18 protein-coding genes are annotated in these 20,910 nt (G+C 70.3%); 10 read left to right on the forward strand and 8 right to left on the reverse strand.

Translation table 11 applies throughout. The features are described from left to right. Positions 1-6 precede the first annotated feature (6 nt). From F563_RS0101225 to F563_RS0101235, 3 genes are read left to right on the forward strand one after another with little or no spacing between them, the layout of a single operon-like run. The gene (locus F563_RS0101225; protein WP_019012815.1) at positions 7-687 is read left to right on the forward strand and encodes an amino acid ABC transporter permease; all 681 of its coding nucleotides are present in this window, start codon (positions 7-9) and stop codon (positions 685-687) included. 3 nt (positions 688-690) lie between these two features. After that, entirely contained in the window at positions 691-1,362 is a 672-nt protein-coding gene (locus tag F563_RS0101230) for an amino acid ABC transporter permease (RefSeq protein WP_019012816.1), read from the forward strand. Positions 1,363-1,420: 58 nt separating this feature from the next. Then, positions 1,421-2,791 (forward strand): hypothetical protein, encoded by a 1,371-nt coding sequence (locus F563_RS0101235; protein WP_019012817.1) that lies wholly within the window; start codon positions 1,421-1,423, stop codon positions 2,789-2,791. Here F563_RS0101235 and ggt read toward each other — a convergent pair. Further along, positions 2,742-4,424 (reverse strand): gamma-glutamyltransferase, encoded by a 1,683-nt coding sequence (ggt, locus tag F563_RS0101240; protein ID WP_019012818.1) that lies wholly within the window; start codon positions 4,422-4,424, stop codon positions 2,742-2,744. The two genes, F563_RS0101235 and ggt, sit on opposite strands and share 50 nt — an antisense overlap. A 104-nt stretch (positions 4,425-4,528) precedes the next feature. Here ggt and uvrB point away from each other — a divergent pair, with 104 nt between their 5' ends. The 3 genes from uvrB to F563_RS0101255 all read left to right on the forward strand — a co-directional run bounded on the left by uvrB (position 4,529) and on the right by F563_RS0101255 (position 9,268). Continuing rightward, entirely contained in the window at positions 4,529-6,712 is a 2,184-nt protein-coding gene (gene uvrB, locus F563_RS0101245) for an excinuclease ABC subunit UvrB (RefSeq protein ID WP_019012819.1), read from the forward strand. A 61-nt stretch (positions 6,713-6,773) separates the two neighbouring features. Then, positions 6,774-7,412, forward strand: coding sequence for a flavin reductase family protein (locus tag F563_RS0101250; RefSeq protein WP_019012820.1), 639 nt, complete (start codon positions 6,774-6,776; stop codon positions 7,410-7,412). 176 nt (positions 7,413-7,588) lie between these two features. After that, complete coding sequence (locus tag F563_RS0101255; protein WP_019012821.1) at positions 7,589-9,268, forward strand: ABC transporter permease; 1,680 nt, start codon at positions 7,589-7,591, stop codon at positions 9,266-9,268. 258 nt (positions 9,269-9,526) lie between these two features. Here the strand turns inward: F563_RS0101255 and F563_RS0101260 are convergent, their stop codons facing one another. Next, on the reverse strand, positions 9,527-10,015 hold the full coding sequence (locus F563_RS0101260; protein ID WP_211211306.1) for a hypothetical protein: 489 nt from the start codon (positions 10,013-10,015) through the stop codon (positions 9,527-9,529). 69 nt (positions 10,016-10,084) lie between these two features. Continuing rightward, positions 10,085-11,134, reverse strand: a complete 1,050-nt coding sequence (locus F563_RS0101265) for an extracellular solute-binding protein (protein WP_019012823.1) — start codon at positions 11,132-11,134, stop codon at positions 10,085-10,087. 149 nt (positions 11,135-11,283) lie between these two features. On the opposite strand from F563_RS0101265, the gene F563_RS21135 reads away from it, so the two are divergent. Next, a complete protein-coding gene (locus tag F563_RS21135; protein WP_019012824.1) occupies positions 11,284-12,132 on the forward strand; it encodes an amidohydrolase family protein in 849 nt (282 codons plus the stop codon). 77 nt (positions 12,133-12,209) lie between these two features. Here F563_RS21135 and F563_RS0101275 read toward each other — a convergent pair whose 3' ends face one another. Genes F563_RS0101275 through F563_RS0101295 form a run of 5 tightly spaced genes read right to left on the reverse strand, consistent with a single transcriptional unit; the run spans position 12,210 to position 16,722 of the window. Next, positions 12,210-12,989: an HpcH/HpaI aldolase family protein gene (locus F563_RS0101275; protein ID WP_019012825.1), complete on the reverse strand. Its 780-nt coding sequence runs from the start codon at positions 12,987-12,989 to the stop codon at positions 12,210-12,212. A 58-nt stretch (positions 12,990-13,047) separates the two neighbouring features. Beyond that, positions 13,048-13,641, reverse strand: coding sequence for a hypothetical protein (locus F563_RS21140; protein WP_156825013.1), 594 nt, complete (start codon positions 13,639-13,641; stop codon positions 13,048-13,050). Between the two features lie 35 nt (positions 13,642-13,676). Next, complete coding sequence (locus tag F563_RS0101285; protein WP_019012827.1) at positions 13,677-14,072, reverse strand: VOC family protein; 396 nt, start codon at positions 14,070-14,072, stop codon at positions 13,677-13,679. After that, positions 14,051-15,694: a cisplatin damage response ATP-dependent DNA ligase gene (locus F563_RS0101290; protein WP_019012828.1), complete on the reverse strand. Its 1,644-nt coding sequence runs from the start codon at positions 15,692-15,694 to the stop codon at positions 14,051-14,053. Before F563_RS0101290 ends, F563_RS0101285 begins: the two co-directional genes overlap by 22 nt. Further along, a complete protein-coding gene (locus tag F563_RS0101295) occupies positions 15,691-16,722 on the reverse strand; it encodes a ligase-associated DNA damage response exonuclease (RefSeq protein WP_019012829.1) in 1,032 nt (343 codons plus the stop codon). The genes F563_RS0101290 and F563_RS0101295 overlap by 4 nt, the downstream gene beginning before the upstream one ends. 57 nt (positions 16,723-16,779) lie before the next feature. On the opposite strand from F563_RS0101295, the gene F563_RS0101300 reads away from it, so the two are divergent. The 3 genes from F563_RS0101300 (at position 16,780) to pdeM (ending at position 20,904) form a co-directional block, all read left to right on the forward strand. After that, positions 16,780-17,415, forward strand: a complete 636-nt coding sequence (locus F563_RS0101300; protein ID WP_019012830.1) for a LysE family translocator — start codon at positions 16,780-16,782, stop codon at positions 17,413-17,415. Between the two features lie 220 nt (positions 17,416-17,635). Further along, entirely contained in the window at positions 17,636-20,224 is a 2,589-nt protein-coding gene (locus tag F563_RS21145; protein WP_019012831.1) for a ligase-associated DNA damage response DEXH box helicase, read from the forward strand. Further along, positions 20,221-20,904, forward strand: a complete 684-nt coding sequence (gene pdeM, locus F563_RS0101310; protein WP_019012832.1) for a ligase-associated DNA damage response endonuclease PdeM — start codon at positions 20,221-20,223, stop codon at positions 20,902-20,904. The genes F563_RS21145 and pdeM overlap by 4 nt, the downstream gene beginning before the upstream one ends. The last annotated feature ends 6 nt before the right edge of the window (positions 20,905-20,910 follow it).

Raw genomic sequence — 20,910 nt, forward strand, 5'->3', positions numbered from 1 at the left:
GCTCCGATGACGAACTGGGACAACTTCGTCTTCACGTTCTTCAATGCGCGGGTGATGGCGGAGTATCTGCCGCGCATCATCGACGGGTTCTTCCTCACGGTCGGGCTCGCCGCACTGATCGTCGCGAGCGGACTTGCGCTCGGACTCGGGCTCGCGGTGATCCGCAGCTTCCGCGTCCGACCCCTGAACTGGCTGATCGTGTTCCTGGTCGACCTGTTCCGCGCGCTGCCGCCGCTGGTGATCATCGTGCTGATCTATTTCGGCCTGCCACCGATCGGCCTTGCGCCCTCGGGCTTCGTCTCGACCTGGCTCGCGCTCACCTTCGTGCTCGCTGCCTTCGCCGAGGAGATCTTCTGGGCCGGCATCCTCGCGGTGCCGAAGGGACAGTGGGAGGCCGCGCGCAGCACGGGGATGAGTTTCGCGCGCACGCTGCTCTGGGTGGTACTGCCGCAGGCGGTGCGGCTGACGATCCCGCCGCTCACCAACCGGACCATCGCCATCACGAAGGGCACGGCCCTCGGCTCCGTCGTCGCGGTCGCCGAGATCCTGAGCCAGGCCTCTGCTGGGGTGTCGTTTTCCTCGAACCCTTCGCCGCTGACGCTCGGCGCGATCGCCTATCTGGTCCTGTTCGTCCCCGTGGTCGCGTTCGGCCGCTGGGTCGAGACGCGCTTCGCCTGGAGGCGCTGAGCGGTGGAGCTGTTCGTCGCCACCTTCCTGAATCTCGAGGTGATGCGGGCCGCAAGCCCGATCCTGCTGCAGGGGCTGCTGATCACGCTGCAGCTCATCGCCGTCGCTGTGCCGCTCGGGCTGTTTGGCGGAGTGCTGCTCGCGCTGCTCTCGACCGTGCCGTCACGCTGGGTGCGCTGGCCGCTGATCCTCTGGGTCGATCTGTTCCGTGCCCTGCCGCCGCTGGTGCTGCTGGTGTTCATCTATGCCGGCCTGCCCTTCGCCGGGATCGAGATCTCCGCTTTCGGCGCGGTCGCGATCGGCTTCTTTCTCAACACCTCGTCCTACTACGGCGAGATCTTCCGGGCCGGGATCGAGAGCATCCCGCGCGGCCAGATGGAGGCCGCGCGCAGCACCGGTCTGTCCAAGGCACAGGCGATGCTCTGGGTGATCCTGCCCCAGGCGGCACGCAATGTGCTGCCGGATCTCGTGTCGAACACGCTGGAAGTGGTGAAGCTCACCTCGATCGCCTCGGTGGTCGCACTGCCCGAGCTGCTCTACCAGGCCCGCCAGGCACAGAGCGTCACCTACAACCCCTCGCCGATCGTCGCCGCGGCCGCGATCTACTTCATCCTGCTCTGGCCGGTGGTGCGGCTGCTGTCACGGCTGGAGCACCGAGCGGTGGCGCGAAAGTAGCGGCAATGTGCGGGGCATAGCCTCAACACGGCCACACCACCGACCTATCTGCACGACGATGTCCCTGGCCGTCCCGCTCGCGATCCCGCTCGCTGCGCTGCTGCTGCTGTGGCCTGCCGTCTGGAACGGCTGGCCGCTCGTGTTCAGCGACACCGCCGACTATCTCTGGATCTGGACTACGCCTGGGCTGCGTTCGATCCGGCCCCCCGCCTATGGCTGGATCATCGGCCCGCTGCATCTCGGGCGCACGCTCTGGCCTGTGATCGCGGCACAGGCTCTGCTGACCGCATGGCTGATCTGGCTCGCGCTCCGGCGCGCCGCATTGGGGACGGGATGGATGCTCGTCGGCATCACCGCGGTGTTGTGTGTCGCGACCGGCGCGCCCTGGTTCGCCTCCTGGGTGATGGCGGACGCGCTGTCCGCCCCCATGGTGCTGGCGGCCGCTGCGCTGCTGCTCGGCCGACTCGGCCGGGTGGAGACGGTGGCCGTATGGCTTCTCTTGACCGCAACGGCCGCGGTGCACGTGACGCATCTGCCCACACTCGCCGCGATCATCGCCGTACTGGCCGCCGTCCGCCTGTTCCGGCGCGAGATTCCGGTAGCCTGGAGCGGCCTTGTCGCGGCGCTCATGGCCGTGATCGCGGCGCCGATGGTCAATCTGCTTGCGAACTGGCTGTCCACCGGCACGCCGACGCTCGCCTTCGGTTCGTCGCTGTTCCTCGGCGCGCGCCTGGTCGGCGACGGGCTGATGCAGGCGTATCTTTCGGCGCACTGCCCTGATCCGGCCTGGACCCTCTGCGCCGACATCGCCGCGCTGCCGCGCGACTCCGACGCGTTCCTCTGGAGCCCGGACTCGGTCGTCTGGCGCGACCGCAATTTCTTCCGGCTGGAGGGCGAGCTCGCCGCGCTCAATCCGCGCGTGATCGCGGCGCATCTGCGCGAGTTCATCCTCAACGGCCTGGCACGCGGGCTCGACCAGTTGGTGACCGTGCGCGTCGGCACGGACCTCTCGGTGCGTGTCAACGAGGATCAGCAACTGCTCGTGCGCGTGGTGATCCCGCGCTTCGCCGATGCGCTCGGACCGGCGGCCGGCGAGGCGCTGGATGCCGCGCGCCAGACCAACGAGGAGATCGCGCGCGTGCTGCCGGCACGGGTCGCCGGCCCAGTCTCGTTGCTTGCCGTCCCCGCGGTCGCGCTGTGGTTCGCGCTCGACCGCGAGTCACGATGCTCGCCGGTGGCGATGCTGGCGCTCGCCGTCGCCGCCGCCGTGGTCGCCAACGCCTTCGTGGTCGGTCTGGGCGGTGCCGTGCATGACCGCTACGCGGCGCGCCTGATGTGGCTGTTCCCGTTGGTGCTGGCGATGCTGGTCGCGCTCCGCCTCAGTCGCCGAGTGCCACACCCTCCCGACGGGGATCCGCTCCCCCCATGACTCCGCGCGCCGTCACGACGATCGCGTGCAGGCCCGACGGCAGCGCCCGTACGGCGACGCGATGCCCACGTGCCTCGAGCGCCTCCTTGAGCGCCGCCGCGTCCGTATCCGCTTCCAGTTCGATCTCCGTTCCCACCGTCACCACGCGCGGCAACGCGATCGCCGCCTGCGGGTCCATCGCCCAGTCGAGGATCGCGATCAGCGTCTGTGCGACATAGCCGATGATGCGCGCCCCGCCCGGCGAGCCGAGGATCACGCGGAGTTCGCCCTGCGGATCGAACACCATGGTCGGCGCCATCGAGCTGCGCGGTCGCTTGCCCGGCTCGACGCGGTTGGCCACGGGTCGCCCGTCGATTTCCGGACGGAACGAGAAATCGGTGAGCTGATTGTTCAGCAGGAACCCAGCCGCCATCACGCGAGCGCCGAATGCGTCCTCGATCGTGGTCGTCATCGACACCGCGTTGCCGGCGGTGTCGCGGATCGAGACGTGGCTCGTGCCGTGCTCGCGCACGGTCTCGTCAGGGGCCAGCGCGGCATCGCGCCACGGCGGGTTGCCGGGCTTCGGCGACGGATTCGCGCGGTCTCGGTCGATCAGTTGGGCACGCGACGTCAGATAGGCCGGATCGAGGAGTCCGCGCACCGGCACGCGCACCCTGTCCGAATCGGCGACATAGAGATTGCGGTCGGCGAAGGCGAGACGCCCGGCCTCGGCAAGCCAGTGCGCCGCGTCCGCGCCGCGCGGATCGAGCGAGACCATGCCGGTGTGGGAGACCAGGCCGAGGATCTGCCCGACCGCGATCCCGCCTGACGAGGGCGGACCCATGCCGCAGACCCGCCAGGCGCGGTAGAGCACGCAGACGGGGTCGCGCTGCACCGGGCGATACGCGGCAAGATCGGCCACCGTCATTGTGCCTGGGTTCCAGTCCGCGCTCCGCACGGCCGCGACGATCGCCTCCGCGATCGGACCCTCGCGCAGCGCCGCAGCGCCGCGGACGGCGATCGCGCGCAGCGTCTCGGCGTAGAGCGGGTTGCGCAGCACGTGGCCCGCTTGCGGCGGCGCGCCATCGGGCAGGAAATAGGCGCGCGCGGCCGGGTCGCGCGCGAGCTGCTCGCGATCGGCGGCGATCGCGGCCGCGAGCCGAGGCGACACCGTGAAGCCCTGCTCGGCGAGCGCGATCGCCGGCGCGAACAGCGTGTCCCAGGGCAGCCGGCCATACGCGCGGTGGGCCGCCTCCAGCGCCGCGACGGCGCCCGGCACGCCGACCGCGCGCCCGCCGACAGCCGCCTCGTGGAACCCCATCGGCGTGCCGTCGGGCCGCAGGAACAGACCCGGCGTCACCGCGGCCGGCGCCGTCTCGCGCCCGTCCCAGGTGACCAGCGATCGCGCCGTCGCGTCCCAATGCAGAATAAGAGCGCCGCCGCCGATGCCGGAGGACTGCGGCTCGACCAGCCCCAGCACCGCCTGCACCGCGACCGCGGCGTCGATCGCCGACCCGCCCAGGCGCAGCACCTCCCGTCCCGCCTCGGCGGCAAGCGGATGGGCGGCCGCGACCATGTGGCGTGTCGCGGTCGCGGCCTCGCGCGCGGCCGCCGGCGCGGCGAGCAGCAGCATGAGCAGGATCAGGCGGCGCATGGCGTCCTCCGCGACGGTTCGGGCTATGCTGCCCCTGCCCTGCGCCGCACGCCATGGTGCCGCGCCGGCCCGACCCCATCTGAGCGCGTGACCGAGGAGAGAGCATGCCCGCCCCTGCCGTCATCGCCGACACGCCTCCCGTCTTCGTGCCCGAGAAGCGCCGCGCCTGGCCGAACCGTGCCGCGTTCCGCATCCAGGCGGACTTCGCGCCGAACGGCGACCAGCCGCAGGCGATCGCCGAACTCACGCGCGGGCTGGAGGCCGGCGAGCACGATCAGGTGCTGCTCGGCGTCACCGGCTCGGGCAAGACCTTCACCATGGCGCATGTGATCGCGAATGTCGGCCGCCCGACGCTGATCCTGGCGCCGAACAAGACGCTCGCTGCGCAGCTCTACGGCGAGATGAAGTCGTTCTTCCCCGAGAACGCCGTCGAGTATTTCGTCTCCTACTACGACTACTACCAGCCGGAAGCCTATGTCCCGCGCACCGACACCTATATCGAGAAGGACGCGCAGATCAACGAACAGATCGACCGGATGCGCCACGCCGCGACGCGCGCGCTGCTCGAACGGCCGGACGTGATCATCGTCGCCTCGGTGTCGTGCATCTACGGCATCGGCTCGGTCGAGACCTACAGCCAGATGGTGGTGAAGGTGACGCGGGGCGAGATGCTCGATCGCGACCGGCTGCTGAAGGCGCTGGTCGAGCTGCAGTACCGGCGCAACGACCTCGCCTTCGCGCGCGGCAGCTTCCGCGTGCGCGGCGACGGCGTGGAGATCTTCCCGGCCCACTACGAGGACCGCGCCTGGCGCATCTCGCTGTTCGGCGACGAGATCGAGTCGATCCACGAGTTCGACCCGCTCACCGGCGAGAAGACCGCCGCTCTCGACAGCATCACCGTCTATGCGAACAGCCACTACGTCACGCCGCGCCCGACCATCACGCAGGCGCTCCAGGGCATCAAGGCCGAGCTGAAGGAGCGGCTCGCGGAGCTGCGCGCGCAAGGCAAGCTGCTGGAGGCCGAGCGGCTGGAGCAGCGCACCATGTACGACCTCGAAATGCTCGAGACGACCGGGAGCTGCAAGGGGATCGAGAACTACTCGCGCTACCTTTCAGGCCGCAATCCCGGCGAGCCGCCGCCCACGCTGTTCGAGTACCTGCCGGACAACGCCCTGCTGATCGTCGATGAATGTCATGTGACCGTGCCACAACTCGGCGGCATGTATCGCGGCGACTACGCGCGGAAATCGATCCTCGCGGAGTTCGGCTTCCGCCTCCCCTCCTGCGTCGACAACCGGCCTCTGAAATTCGAGGAGTGGGACGCGATGCGCCCGGACACGGTGTTCGTCTCGGCGACGCCCGGGCCGTGGGAGATGGAGCGCACCGGCGGCGTGTTCGTCGAGCAGGTGATCCGTCCGACCGGCCTCGTCGATCCCGTCACGATCGTGCGCCCTGTCGAGAAACAGGTGGACGATCTGCTGGCCGAATGCCGCGCCTGCGCCGATCGCGGGCAGCGCGTCCTGGTGACGACGCTCACCAAGAAGATGGCCGAGACGCTGACCGAATTCCTCAACGATGCCGGGATCAAGGTCCGCTACCTGCATTCCGACATCGACACGCTGGAGCGGATCGAGATCATCCGCGACCTGCGCCTCGGCGTGTTCGACGTGCTGGTGGGCATCAACCTGCTGCGCGAGGGGCTGGATATCCCCGAGTGCGCGCTGGTGGCGATCCTCGATGCCGACAAGGAGGGCTTCCTGCGCTCCACCACGTCGCTGATCCAGACCATCGGCCGCGCGGCGCGCAACGTCGATGGGCGCGTGATCCTCTACGCCGACTCGATGACCGACAGCCTCAAGCGCGCGCTCGACGAGACCGAGCGTCGGCGCTCCAAGCAGCTCGCCTGGAACGAGGCCCACGGCATCACGCCCCAGAGCGTGAAGAAGCAGGTCGCCGAGATCGTCGCCTCGGTCTACGAACAGGACTACGTCACCGTCGCGGCCGTGGCCGAGGAGGCGGGCCCGGCCGAGTTCGTCGGCAAGGATCTGCGCGCCACCATCGCCGAGCTGGAGCGGCGGATGCGCGAGGCGGCCGCCGATCTGGAGTTCGAGACCGCGGCCAGGCTGCGCGACGAGATCCGGAGGCTGGAGGCGAAGGAGCTGGGGCTGGATCGGCCCGGTATCGCGCCCTCGCGCGCGATCGACTGGAAGCCGAAACCGCTTGGTCCGGGCGGCGGCGGCTACGACCCGGCCAAGCGCCGGGGCGGCAAGCGCCGGCGCGGCCCGTGACCCTGGTCACCCGCCACCCGTGCCCCCATCTCAGCCGCACGCGCGACCTCGGAGACCCGCCATGCTGTTCGACTTCGCCGACCTGTCCGCCGACAACGTCTATAAGCTGCTGGTCTCCACCGTGGTGCCGCGGCCGATCGCGTGGGTCACCACCCGCGACACCGAGGGGCGGGTGAACGCCGCGCCCTACAGTTTCTTCAATGTGATGGGCAACGACCCGCCGGTGGTGTGCATCGGCATCGGCCCGAAGAAGGGCGAACTCAAGGACACGGGCACGAACATCCGCCGTACCGGACAGTTCGTCGTCAACCTCGTCTCCGAGGACACCGTGCACGCCATGAACATCACCGCGATCGATGTCGATCCCGGCGTGGACGAACTCGCGATGGCCAAGCTGACGCCGCTCGCCAGCACGACCGTCGCGCCGCCCCGGATCGCGGAGAGCCCGGTCGCGCTGGAATGCGAGCGGCTGGCGGTGGTGGAACTCGGCAACGGCCGCGCGGTGGTGATGGGCAAGGTGCTGGCGATGCATGTGCGCGACGACTGCGTGCTCGATGCCGCCAAGTGCTACATCGACACGCCCAGGCTCGGGCTGATCGGGCGCATGCATGGCCGCGGTTGGTATGCGCGCACGACGGATCGGATCGAGATCCCGCGCATCTCGGTCGCGGAGTGGCGGGCGGGCAAGGCGGCGGAGTAGCGGCCGCCCGCGGGCACACGGATCGCGCCCGGCAGTCCGCCCCCGCCGCCGCGCCCGCCGCTCAGGTTGACAGTACCGGCCCATTGGCAGGTCACTGGCCCCGCGGTGTCCGCTGTGCTAGGCATGCAAGTGAGAACCATTCGCAAGGAGTGCGGGCCCGCCCGCCCCCGAGACCCGTGCCGCCCGACATCGCGCTCGACCAGCCCCGCCCACTGCTCCGCTTCACTGCACGCCTGCCCTCGGGCTGGACCGTGGCCGCGCTGCTGGTCGCAACGGCCGTCGCCGCACCGATCCTTGCCGTGCTGGGCGGTGCGCTCGCGCCCGCCGGCCCTGCCTGGCGACACATCGCCGAGACGGTGCTCGCCGACTACGTCGTCAACTCGGTCCTCCTCGCCCTCGGCGTCGGCGTCCTGACCATCGCCATCGGCACCTCGACCGCCTGGCTGGTGACGGTGCACGAGTTCCCGGGCCGGCGCGTGTTCGAGGTCGCGCTGCTGCTGCCGCTCGCGATGCCGGCCTATGTGATGGCCTATGTCTACACCGACCTGCTCGAGTTCACCGGGCCGGTTCAGACCTGGCTGCGGGCGACCTTCGGGCTTGCCTGGGGCGAGTACTGGTTCCCCGAGATCCGCAGCATCGAGGGCGCCATCGCGATGCTGGGGCTGGTGCTCTACCCCTATGTCTATCTGCTGGCGCGCGCGGCCTTCCTCGAACAGTCGGTGTGCCTGACCGAGGTCGCGCGCACGCTCGGCTGCACCCAGCGGCGGGCCTTCTTCCGCGTCTGCCTGCCGCTCGCGCGCCCGGCGATCGCGGCCGGCACGGGGCTCGCGCTGATGGAGGCGCTCGCCGACTTCGCCACCGTGCGGCATTTCGCGGTCGACACCTTCACGACCGGCATCTACCAGGCCTGGCTGAACATGGGCGACCGCATCGCCGCACTGCAACTGGCCGCCTGCCTGATGGGCGTGATCGCCGTCCTGCTGGCGCTCGAGCGCGCCGCCCGCGGATCGCAGCGCTTCCACAATACATCCTCGAAGCACCAGTTCCTGGCACGGACGAGGCTGCCGACAGGAGCGGCGGCAGCAGCGGTGATGACCTGCGCTGTACCGATCTCGTTCGGCTTCCTGCTGCCCGCTGGCGTCCTGCTTCGCTTTGCGCTGAGCGATGGGGATCCGCTGTTCGGCCCCACGATCGTGCCGTTCGCGCGCAACAGCCTGCTGCTCGCCGGCATCGCCGCGGTCGTGGCGACGGCGGTGGCGGTCGTGGTGGCGTATGGCGTCCGGCTGCATGGCACACGTTTCATGCGCACAGCGTCCCGAATCGCTTCGCTTGGCTATGCGATCCCGGGCTCCGTGATCGCAGTCGGCGTGCTCGTGCCGTTCGGTGCCTTCGACAATGCGGTCGATGCCTGGATGCGCGCGCGCTTCGGCATCTCCACGGGGCTCCTGCTCTCCGGCACGATGGCCGCGCTCGTGTTCGCCTATGTCGTGCGGTTCCTGGCGGTCGCGCTCTCCTCGGTCGAGGCCGGACTCGGCCGCATCCGGCCATCGGTCGAGGATGCCTCACGCGTGCTCGGCCGCGGCCCGGGGCGGACGCTGCTGGCCGTGCACCTGCCGCTGCTGCGCGGCAGCCTGATCGCCGCCGTGCTGCTCGTGTTCGTCGACACGATGAAGGAGCTGCCGGCGACGCTGATCGTGCGCCCCTTCGATCTCGATACGCTAGCGGTTCGGGTCTATCAGCTCGCCTCCGACGAGAAGCTCGCCCAGGCGAGCACGGCCGCATTGCTGATCGTCGCGGTGGGTCTGATCCCCGTGATCATCCTGTCGCGCGCGATGAAGCGCATCGGACAGGATTGATACGCTCCGTACGACGGTTTAATCTTCGCGCGGAAGGTTTCGCTCAGAGGGCTAGTGCGGCGGCTGCGCGCCAAAGGAGATCGCGTATCCCGCGCAGGAAGCCTTCGCCTTGGTGCGCAGGGTTTGTCGCGCAGAGAAAAGCGCCCCGCTTGTGCGGGGCGCAAGTCGAACGGAGCGATATTGGGGCGTCACCGGGGGAACGGGTCCGGGCGCCCGGGGACCATCGCGCCGCGAGGGGAGGCAGCGCGACGAATCGATTCAATGCAGCAACGGAGGCCGGCCCGGCGGCCACGCCGGCGGTAGCGCGGTCTCGTCGACCGGCTCGCGCGGCAGACGCAGCCCCGCCGAGGCAAGGGCGGCCGCGAACGCCGCAAGCAACCCGATCATGCGTGGCACGAGCCGGGGCGGCAGCCACTTGGCAGCGGCCCGCTGAGCCCGCCACGGCTCGCCCGCCTGCAGGGCCGCGAGCGCGATCAGCAGTTGCCCCTCGTCGCGCGACAGGCCGGCCGATCCGGGGGCGTGCAGCGCGATCCCGCGGCGGCCAGAGACGCCGATCAGGCTGAGCGCGGCCGCAAGCCGCGTCACCGCCACGGCAGGCAGGCCGGCGCGCGCGAGCGTGAGACAGAGGCCGGGTCCGTGCCCGCCGCCGGCGTCGAACCAGCCCCGCACCGCGTCGAGAACCAGCCGGGCGGACGGCGACAGCGCGGCCGGATCGGAATGGCGGAGGGGATCGGTGCAGGGGCTCACCGGCATTTGCGAACCATTCTCAGTTGAGGGACGGAAGAAGGGGGCCGAAGCCCCCCTGCCGCGACCGCGTCAGCGCCAGCCGGCGCGCTGCATGATCGCCAGCGCCTGGGCGCCGTTCTTCGCATAGGCAGTGGCGTTCAGCCGGTCCTCCTTGAACCGGCCCCAAGCGGCGACCTCGGGCACGACACGCACCTCATCGACCACCGGATACTCGTTGTTCCCGTTGGCGAACATCTCCTGCGCGGTGATCGAGGTCAGGTACTCGATGAAGGCCTGCGCCACCTCGCGGTGCGGTGCGGTGCGCACCACGCCGGCGCCCGAGATGTTCACATGCGTTCCGCGATCCGCCTGGTTCGGGAAGATCACTTTCAGTGCCGCCGCTGCCGCCTTCTCGTCGGCCTTGTCCGATCGCAGCAGCCGCGCGAAGTAGTAGGTGTTGCTGATCGCGATCCGTCCCTGCCCGGCCGCCACCGCCATGATCTGCGGGGTATCGCCGCCCTGGGGCGGCCGCGCCATATTGGCGACCACGCCGCGCGCCCAGGACTCGAGCGCCGCCTCGCCATTTGCCGCGAGGATCGAACCGGCGAGCGAGATGTTGTAGACGTGGTTCGAGCTGCGCACGAGGATCGTGTTCCGGAACGCCGGATCGGCGATGTCCTCGTAGCGGGCGATCGGCTTTGGCGGCGTCCAGTCCTTCGGCACGATCAGCACGCGGGCGCGCTTCGAAAGACCGAACCAGTGGCCGTCGGGGTCGCGCAGATGCGCCGGAATGCGGCTCTCCAGCACCTGGCTCCGCACCGGCGCGAGCAGGTCTGCGTCCATCGCGCGCACCAGCCGGGCCGCATCCACGGTCACCAGCACGTCCGCCGGGCTGTTCGCGCCCTCGTTGCGGATGCGCTCGATCAGCTGGTCAGCATCACCCTCGATCAGGCGCACGCGCACGCCGCCCGAGACGGCCGTGAAGCCATCGTAGAGCGCGCGGTCCGTGTCGTAGTGGCGGCTGGAGTAGACGTTCACGACGCGCTCCTGCGCCCGTAGCAACCCGGGCGCGGCGAGCAGGGCCGCCCCGCCGAGCAGGGCCGAGCGGCGGCGGAGATGGATCGGTGAGCGATCGGTCATGGGATCTGTCCGTCCTGCAGTTGCAAATCATTCGCAGCGACTTTCTAGGGCAGATGCGAGCGGTTCGCAACTGATTTCCGCATCCGGGTTGCCCGCCGCGATCCCGCTTCTAGACTGCGCCCAACCGCCGTTCAGGGAGGATCACGACGATGGCCGCCACCACACGCCCGCAACTCGTCCTGCCGCGCGGCGCGGTGGAATGCCACAGCCACGTCTACGACCCCGACCGCTTCCCCTATCTCGCCCCCGAGATCGGCGAGAAGACCTATGACTGGCGGGCCTACAAGGCCGCGCTGATGGATGGCCTCGGCTTCGACCGCGTCGCGGTGGTCCAGGCCGGCGCCTACGGCCACGACAACCGCTGCACCCTCGAAGCCGTCGAGAAGATCGGCATCGAGCGCGCCCGTGCCGTCGTCATCACCAAACCCGACGAGACCGAGGCCGGATTCCGCGCCCTTCACGCGCAAGGCGCGCGCGGGCTCCGCTTCTTCTTCGGCTCGAAGTGGCTCACGCTCGACGATGTCGAGCCGATGACGAAACGCATCGCGCCGCTGGGCTGGCACATCATCATGCAGGACCCGAACGGCACGAAGATGCCCGCCTGGGCCGACCTGATCGCCCGCCTCCCCTGCCCTGTGATCATCGACCATCTCGGACGCGTTCCGCCCGGCCCTGGCGCCATGGCGACCGCCACACACCCCGCCTTCCAGGCGCTGCTGCGCATGGTCGAGACCGGCAAGGTCTACGTAAAGCTCTCCGGGTTCTACTACTCGTCGAGCACGGGGTGGCCATACGGCGATGTCGAACAGCGCGTGCGCGCGCTCGTCGAGACGCGGCCGGACCGCCTGCTCTACGGCGCCAACTGGCCGCACCCGAACATGAACCCCAAGCCCGACGACGCGAAGGAACTCGACCTGCTGCTCGACTGGGTGCCCGATGCGAAGACGCGCGAGATGATCCTGGTGGACAATCCTGCGCGGCTCTACTTCGCCGAGTGAGGAACGGGGCTCCGCCCCCGATCCCCCGGCAGGACTCCGCCCTGCACCCGCCAAGGGCCATTGGCCCTTGGAACCCATTACACGGCAATGGACCTCAGGAACCCGGCGCGCGCCTTCAACGCCGGCATCATCAGCGCATGGTCGCTGCCCGACAACACGAGCCGCACGCCCATGCCGATATAGATCGGCGCATTCTGCTCGTCATACACGCCGCCCATGCCGGCGATCTTGCCATGCTTGGCGCAAGCGCCGATCACCGCCGCATAGGCCGCCTTCACGCGCTCATGCCCGATCTGGCCAGGAATGCCCATCTCGGCCGTCAGATCCGAGGTGCCGATCATCAGGCTGTCGATCCCCGGCACCGCCGCGATTGCCTCGGCGTTCTCCACCGCCTGAGGCGTCTCGATCATCACCACCGTCAGCAGCCGCTGGTTCATCTCCGCCATCAGCTCGCCCGCGGGCATCGCCACGAACCGCGCCTGCGCCGGCGGCCCGCCAAGACTGCGATGCCCGAGCGGCGGATACTTGCAGGCATCCACCACCGCGCGCGCCTCCTCGGCCGTGTCGATATGCGGGATCACCACCCCCATCGCACCGTTGTCGAGCACGCGCGGCGCCTGATCGAGCGCGCCCTTGCACACCCGTACGATCGGCGTCACCCGCGTCGGCAGTGCCGCGATCGCGATCTGGGTCGCCTGGTCCTCGCTGAACCCGCCATGCTCGGCATCGATGAACAGCCAGTCGAACCCGGCGGCCTCGGCCAGCATCCCGGTCGCCGCCGTGCGCAGGTGATGCACGCCGAGCCCGAGCGCGACTCCGCCCGCCTTGATGCGCGCCAGCGCATGGTTCTCGATCATCCGGATGGAACCTCCCTGTTCGGTGGAGGCCCGAGCGCACCACGCGCGCGGCGCGCGGTCAATGGAACGGCAGCCGGTACCGGTAGCCGATCGCGATCACGTCGGACCCTCCGCGCACGCCGTTGAACGTGCCGTAGACACCGCTGCGATGGTGCACCCGAAGAACCAGCTCGTGCTGACGTCGATGCGGCAGCGCGATCGCGATCTCGGGCGAGAGATAGTGCAACAGATGCGACCGGCTCGGCTTCGGGTCCCAAGGCCGGCCCGTCTCCTCGCGCGGCAGGCGCGAGACAACGTTGACTCCCGTGCTCACGCCGACGCTGGTGTAAAGCCGCTCGCGCCAGGGAAACCCGTCGAAGCGGAGATAGAGCGCCGCCCAGCCCTCGGCTGCTTCGGTCTGGCCGAGCCGTGCCCCCGCGCCGAGCTCCGCATCCAGTGTGAACCAACGCCAGAAACGCATGAGCTGATAGGAGCCCGCGAGCCCGAGCAACGTGTCCTCCCCGAGCGTGCGGGTCCATGGCTCCCCGATGGTCTGACCCAGGGTGGCATCGTAGACCGATATGCCCAGCAAGCCGGTGACAGCCCAGCGCCCTTCCGGCTCTGGTGCGGCCTCCGCGGCGCCGGCCCCTGCAAGCCCCACCGCGAGAACCACGCCGAGATGCCGCCGGCACGCCCCTGCCCCCGACGTCACCGATACCGTCCGTGACGCTGCAAGACCTCGACCCGGTAGCCATCGGGATCGGTCAGGAAGAAGAACCGGGCCATCAACGCGCCCTCGCGATGGAACTCCTTGATGGGCTCGGGCGCGAACCCCGCTGCGGCGAGCCGCGCATGCTCCGCATCAAGATCGTCCACCGCCACGGCCACATGTCCGTAGCCGTTCCCGAGCGTGTGGGGCTCGGTCCGGCCGTGGTTGACCGTCAGCTCGATCTCGAAATCGGCCTCCGGATTCCGAAGATAGACCAGCGTGAATGAGTCGAACACGAACCGGTCCGCGATCCCGAGGCCCAGCGCCTGTCGGTAGAACTCCACCGATCGCTGCTCGTCCATCACGCGGATCATCATGTGGATCGCCTTGGCCATGCGCCCTCCCTTACGGCAACCGCTGAGCCCGATGGACGATCCGGTCGGTTCTCGACAAGTCGCAAGAGCGTGTCCAGCGCGTCCGCCTCGGCCGCGGGCTTGTCGCTGCGGATGCGGCTGATGCGCGGGAAGCGCAGCGCAACGCCGGATTTGTGCCGCGTCGAGAGCTGCGCCGCGTCGAAGGCGATCTCCAGCACCAGCGCCTTCTCGACCTCGCGCACCGGGCCGAAGCGATTGACCGTGTTGTTGCGGATCCAGCGATCGAGCCAGGCGAGCTCCTGGTCGGTGAAGCCGAAATACGCCTTGCCGACGGGCACGAGCTCGCCGTCCGCGCGCCACAGCCCGAAAGTATAATCCGAGTAGAACGACGAGCGCTTGCCGTGGCCGCGCTGCGCGTACATCAGCACCGCATCGATGGTCAGCGGATCGCGCTTCCACTTGAACCACGGCCCCTTCGGCCGCCCGGCGAGATAGGGGCTGTCGGCACGCTTGAGCATCAGCCCTTCGATCGCCGCCTCGCGCGCGCCATCGCGCAGCCGCGACAGTTCATCCCAGGAGGCGAACGGCACCAGCGCCGAGAGGTCCATGCGCTCGGGACGGAACCGGTCAATCCACGCCTCAAGTCGCGCCCGCCGCGCGTCGAACGGCAATCCGCGCAGGTCCTCCTCTCCCTCGAACAGGATGTCGTAGAGTCGCACCGCGCAGGGATAGTCCCGCAGCAGCTTCGGCCCGACCGACTTGCGGTTCAGCCGCTGCTGGAGATCGCTGAACGGCGCGACCACGCCATTCCGGATCACCAGCAGCTCGCCGTCCAGCACCGCGTGCAGCCCCTCCATCGCGCCCGCGACCTCCGGAAAGGCGCGGGTGATGTCCTCGCCGCCGCGCGACCAGATCCGCTGGCCGAGCCGTGTGGCGACCAGCTGCACGCGGATGCCGTCCCATTTCCACTCGGCACGATACGATGCTGGATCGAGCACTGCGAGCTCGCCCTCCTCCAGCGGGTTGGCCAGCATCAGCGGACGGAGCACCGGCGCATCGGCCGCGCGTGGTTGCGGGCCGGCGCCCTCCAGCCAGCGGAACAGCGGCAGGTAGGGCGGATCGACCGCGGGCCAGGCCTCCTCGATCTCGTCCACCGGCCGGGCGAAGTGCTCCGCGAGCGCGACTTTCGCGAGCCGTGCCGAGACGCCGACGCGCAGGCCGCCGGTGATCAGCTTCAGCAGCGCGACCCGCGACGACGCATCCAGCGCATCGAGCCAGCCTGCGACGAGCCCCGGCAGATCGGCCTTGGCCGCCGTTGCCAGCGCCTCGGCCACCGCGGCGAGCGAGGGTGGCGCGGCGTTCACGCCCGCACGCGCCGGCCAGATCAGGCTTACCGTCTCGGCAAGGTCGCCGACATAGTCATAGCTCCAGGCGAACAGCACAGGATCGGTCCGCTCGGCGGCGAGCGCGCGGATCAGCCCGGCTTTGGCGGTGCTGAACGAAAGCTCACCGGTGATCGCGGCAAGCCCGATGCCGCGATCGGGATCGGGCTGGGTCGCGATCCAGTCGCGTAGCAGCGCGAGCTTGGTGCTGCGCGCCGGCGTGAACACCAGCCGCTCCAGCAACGCGGCGAAGGCTTTCACGCAGCCTCCTCCGTTGCCTCGTCCTCCTCGCCGCGGCCGATCAGGTGCAGCGCCCGGCCGCGCACACCGCGCTGCGCGCAGGCATGGATGAGCGCCTCCTCGCGCCCGTGCGTCACCCACACCTCGGGCGCCCCAACCGCGTCGATCGTGGCGTTCAGCTCGTCCCAGTCGGCATGATCGGAGATCACCAGCGGCAGTTCGACGCCCCGGCTCTTGGCGCGCTGGCGCACCCGCATCCAGCCCGAGGCCAGCGCCACGACGGGATCGTTCAGCCGTCGTGCCCAGCGATCCTGGATCGCGCCGGGCGGGGCGAGCACGATCGCGCCCTTCAGCGCCTCCTTGTTCGCGACCGTGGCGGGGCGGAGGTCGCCGAAATCCTGCCCGAACGACCGATAGATCTCGGTCATCGGCGGCAGCGCGCCGTGCAGATAGATCGGCGCATCATAGCCGCTCGCGCGCAGCAGGCTCACCACGCGCTGGCACTTGCCCAGCGCATAGACACCGACGACGTGCGTGCGCTCGGGAAACACGTACAGACTGTGCAGCAGCCGCGCGATCTCGCCCTCGGCCGGCGGGTGGCGGAACACCGGCAGCGCGAAGGTCGCCTCGGTGACGAACACGTCGCAGGGCACGGGCTCGAAGGTGGCACAAGTCGCCTGCGGCCGCGGCGTGTAGTCGCCCGAGACCACCGCGCGGCTCCCTTGCCACTCCAGCACCACCTGCGCGCTGCCGAGCACATGGCCCGCAGGGCGCAGCGTGATCCGCACGCCGTTCACGTCGATCGGCTCGCCGTAGCCGAGCGCCTGCTGCGTCTCCCCGGCCCGCCCCTCGCCGAGCCGGCGCGTCATCAGCGCGAGCGTCTCGGCGGTTGCCAGCACCGCGCCATGGCCGGGCCGCGCGTGGTCCGAGTGCGCGTGTGTAACGACGGCGCGCGGCACCGCCCGGGCGGGGTCGATGAAGAGATCAGCGGGCTCGCACCAGAGCCCGCCGGGCGTGACCTTGAGCCAGGTCTCGGGATGGGGACGCATGCCTGCTAGAGATGGTCCGCGCACGACGCGAAGGAAGGCACACCCTATCCTGCCGTCATGATCGACCTCGCCGCTTTCCTGCTCTTCCTTGGTGCCGCCCTCGTCATCGCGATCACGCCGGGGCCCGGGATCATGTTCGTCGCTGCCCGCACGCTCGCCGGCGGACGGGCGGAGGGGCTCGGCTGCACGCTCGGCACGGGGCTTGGCGGGCTCGTGCACGTCGCCGCCGGCGCCGCGGGCGTCTCGGCGCTGGTGCTTGCCAGTGCCGAGGCGTTCACCTTGCTGAAGATCGCCGGCGCGCTCTATCTGGTGTGGATCGGCATCCGGATCTGGCGCGAGGCCGGAACAGTGGTTCCGCTGCCCCAAGCCGGCCTGGCGCCGCGCCCGCGCTCGGGCTTCCGCGACGGCATCGTGGTGGAGGCGCTGAACCCGAAGACCGCTGCCTTCTTCCTCGCCTTCATCCCGCAATTCGTCGATCCGGCCGGTGCGGTTGCGGCGCAGTTCGTGCTGCTGGGGACGATCTCGGTCGTGCTGAACACCGCCGTCGATGCGCTCGTCGTGGTCTGGGCTGCGCGCGTCCGCGACGGCGCGGCGCGGCGACCGGGGCTGATCCGCCGACTGCGCCAAGCATCAGGCGGGGCGATGGTCGCGCTCGGCCTCGCGCTGGCTGCCGCGCGCCGGCCGGCGAGCTGATCCCGAAACGCAACGTCCCCGCGGCTCGGCACCGCGGGGACGCGCCGTGGCCGGGTCGCGCGTGGTCCGAGTGCGCGTGTGTCACGACCGCGCGCGGTACCGCACGGGCCGGGTCGATGTAGAGATCGGCCGGCTCGCACCAGAGCCCGCCGGGTGTGACCTTGAGCCAGGATTCGGGGTGCGGCGTGGCGGATCGCATGGGTCTCCCTATAGTTGGGGTGTGCACGAAACCGGAACACCCTCGCTGCCGGCTCCACTTGCGGCCTGGTTCGCCGCCCGCTCCTGGCGCCCGCATCCGCACCAGCTTGCGATGCTGGCGGAAGCGCGCGCGGGCCGCTCGGCGCTGCTGATCGCGCCGACCGGGGCAGGCAAGACGCTCGCCGGGTTCCTGCCGACGCTTGCCGCCCTCGCCGAGGCGCCGCGGGAGGGACTGCACACGCTCTACGTCTCGCCGCTGAAGGCGCTTGCGACCGACATCGCGCGCAACCTGACGCGCCCCGTCACCGAGATGGGGCTGCCGATCGCGATCGAGACCCGCACCGGCGACACCGATGCCGCGACCCGGCGGCGTCAGCGCGAGACCCCACCGCAGATCCTGCTGACGACGCCCGAGAGCCTGGCGGTGATGCTGTCGATGGAGGATTCGGGCCGGACCTTCGCCGGGCTCTCGACCATCGTCGTGGACGAGATCCACGCGCTCGCGGGCACCAAGCGGGGCGATCAGTTGGCGCTCTGCCTGTCGCGGCTGGCCACACTCGCACCCGGCGCCCGGCGCGTCGGGCTGTCGGCCACCGTGCCGCATCGTGCCCCGCTCGTCGCCTTCCTCTCGGCCGACGGTCGTGGCACGGGCGTCGCGATCGTCGAGGCGCCCGAGGGCGCGGCACCCGAGATCGCCGTTCGCCTGCCGGACGGAGCCCTGCCGTGGTCGGGGCACATGGGCCTGCTCGCAGCACCCGCGATCTACAACATGATCCGCGAGGCACGCACGGCGATCGTGTTCGTCAACACCCGCGCCCAGGCCGAGTTGGTGTTCCAGGCGCTCTGGCGGCTGAACGACGACGCGCTGCCGATCGCGCTGCATCACGGCAGCCTCGCGCGCGAGCAGCGGGCGAAGGTCGAGGCCGCCATGGCCGAGGGGCGGCTGAAGGCGGTGGTCGCCACCTCCTCGCTCGATCTCGGGATCGACTGGGGCGACGTCGATCTCGTCATCCAGGTCGGCGCGCCGAAGGGCGTCGCACGCCTGATGCAGCGGATCGGGCGGGCGAACCATCGCTGGGACGAGCCCTCGCGCGCGATCCTCGTGCCCGCGAACCGGTTCGAGGTGCTGGAGTGCCGCTGCGCCATCGCCGGCGTGGCCGCGCGCGACCTCGACGGCGATCCGCCGCCGCCGGGCGGACTCGACGTGCTCGCCCAGCACATCCTCGGCGTGGTGTGCGCCGGCCCGATCCATCCCGACGACCTCTACGCCGAGGTGACGCGCGCAGCCCCCTATGCCGATCTGCCACGCCGGGACTTCGACGACGTGGTGCGCTTCGTCGAGGACGGCGGCTATGCGCTCGCGGCCTACGACCGCTACCGCAAGCTGTTCCGCGATGCCGAGGATCGGCTGCACGTGGCGAACGCGCGCGTCGCGCGCCAGCACCGGATGAACGTCGGCACGATCGTCGAAGCGCCGCTGCTGAAGGTGAAGCTCGGGCGCGGCTTCGGCGGGCACGTGCTCGGCGAGATCGAGGAGTACTTCGTTTCGATGCTCCAGCCGGGCGACACGTTCATGTTCGCCGGCCGTTTGCTGCGCTTCGATCGGCTGCACGAGACGATGGTCGAATGTTCTCCCGGGATGGGCGATGACCCGAAGGTGCCGGCCTATGCCGGCGGACGGCTGCCGCTGACCACCTACCTTGCCGACCGCGTGCGCGCGATGTTGCAGGATCCGGCGCAGTGGCACGACCTGCCCGAGGATGTCGCCGAGTGGCTGCGCTTGCAGAAGGCCCGCTCGCGCCTGCCCGGGCGCAACGACCTGCTGGTGGAGACCTTCCCGCGCGGCGGGCGCTGGTTCCTGGTCGCCTACTGCTTCGAAGGCCGCAACGCGCATCAGACGCTGGGCATGCTGCTGACCCGACGGATGGAGCGCGCCGGGTTCGGCCCGCTCGGCTTCGTCGCCACCGACTACGTCGTCGCCGTGTGGTCGGCGCACCAGCCGGTCCGCGTCGCCGAGCTGTTCGGCGAGGACATGCTGGGCGACGATCTCGAGGAGTGGATGGCCGAGTCGTCCATGCTTCGCCGCACCTTCCGCAATGTCGCGGTGATCGCGGGGCTGGTCGATCGGCATCATCCAGGAGCGGAGAAGTCGCGACGCCAGGTCACCGTGAACACCGACCTGATCTACGACGTGCTGCGCAAGCACGAGCCCGACCACGTGCTGCTGCGCGCGACGCGTGCCGACGCCGCGCGCGGCCTCGTGGATGTCGGCCGCGTCGCCGCGCTGCTGAAGCGCGCGCAGGGCCGCGTGGTGCACATGGCGCTGTCGCGCGTCTCGCCGCTCGCGGTGCCGGTGCTGCTCGAGGTCGGCAAGGAGAGCGTGGCCGGCGCGGGCGAGGACGCGCTGCTCGCCGAGGCGGAGGAGGCCGCGCTGGTGGCAGAGGCGCTGGGCGAGGCCGAGCCAGCGCCGCCCCCCGTGCATCCCGTGCATCGCGCGAATGCCGCGCGTCACCGCAAGCGTCCCTCAGGCTACGCGGTCGGCACGCAGGGTCGTACGACGCTGCGCACCCTCCGCGGACGGCGCCAGGGCGAGCTGCCGCTCGCCGAATGAGCGCCGCGCCGATCCACATCGCCGGCGAGCGGCTGATGCTCGACCCCGCGGGCGTGCTGTGGTGGCCGGCGCGCCGGCTGCTGGCGGTCGCCGATCTCCATCTGGAGAAAGGCTCGTCGCTCGCCGCGCGCGGCGCGCTCATCCCGCCCTATGACAGCCGCGCCACGCTCGACCGGCTGATCCCGCTGGTGCGGCGCTACAGGCCCGAGCGCCTGATCGCCCTCGGCGACTCGTTTCACGATCGACATGGCGCGTCGCGCCTGCCGCGCGAGGACGCCGCCCGCATCGCCGCGCTCGCGCAGTCGGCGGAGCTGGTCTGGGTGCTGGGCAACCACGATCCCGCCCCACCCGAGGGCCTGCCCGGCGTGACGACGGCGGCGCTGCATGAGGGGCCGCTCACCTTCCTCCATGACGCAACCGGACGGCCGGGCGAGATCTCCGGCCATCTGCATCCGAAGGCGGCGATCGCGACGCGCGGCAAATGGGTGAGCCGTGCCTGCTTCATCGCCGACTCGCGGCGCGTCGTTCTGCCGGCCTTCGGGGCCTATACCGGCGGGCTGGACGTACGCGATCCCGCGATCCGCGCCCTGTTTCCGCGTGGCGGCCGCGCCTTCCTGCTCGGGCGCGGGCGGCTGTTCAGCTTCACGCTCGCCGAACTGCGCGAGGCCGAACCCGCGTGACCGGCC

This window comes from Elioraea tepidiphila DSM 17972 (genome assembly GCF_000378465.1).
GTDB classification, from domain to species: domain Bacteria; phylum Pseudomonadota; class Alphaproteobacteria; order Acetobacterales; family Acetobacteraceae; genus Elioraea; species Elioraea tepidiphila.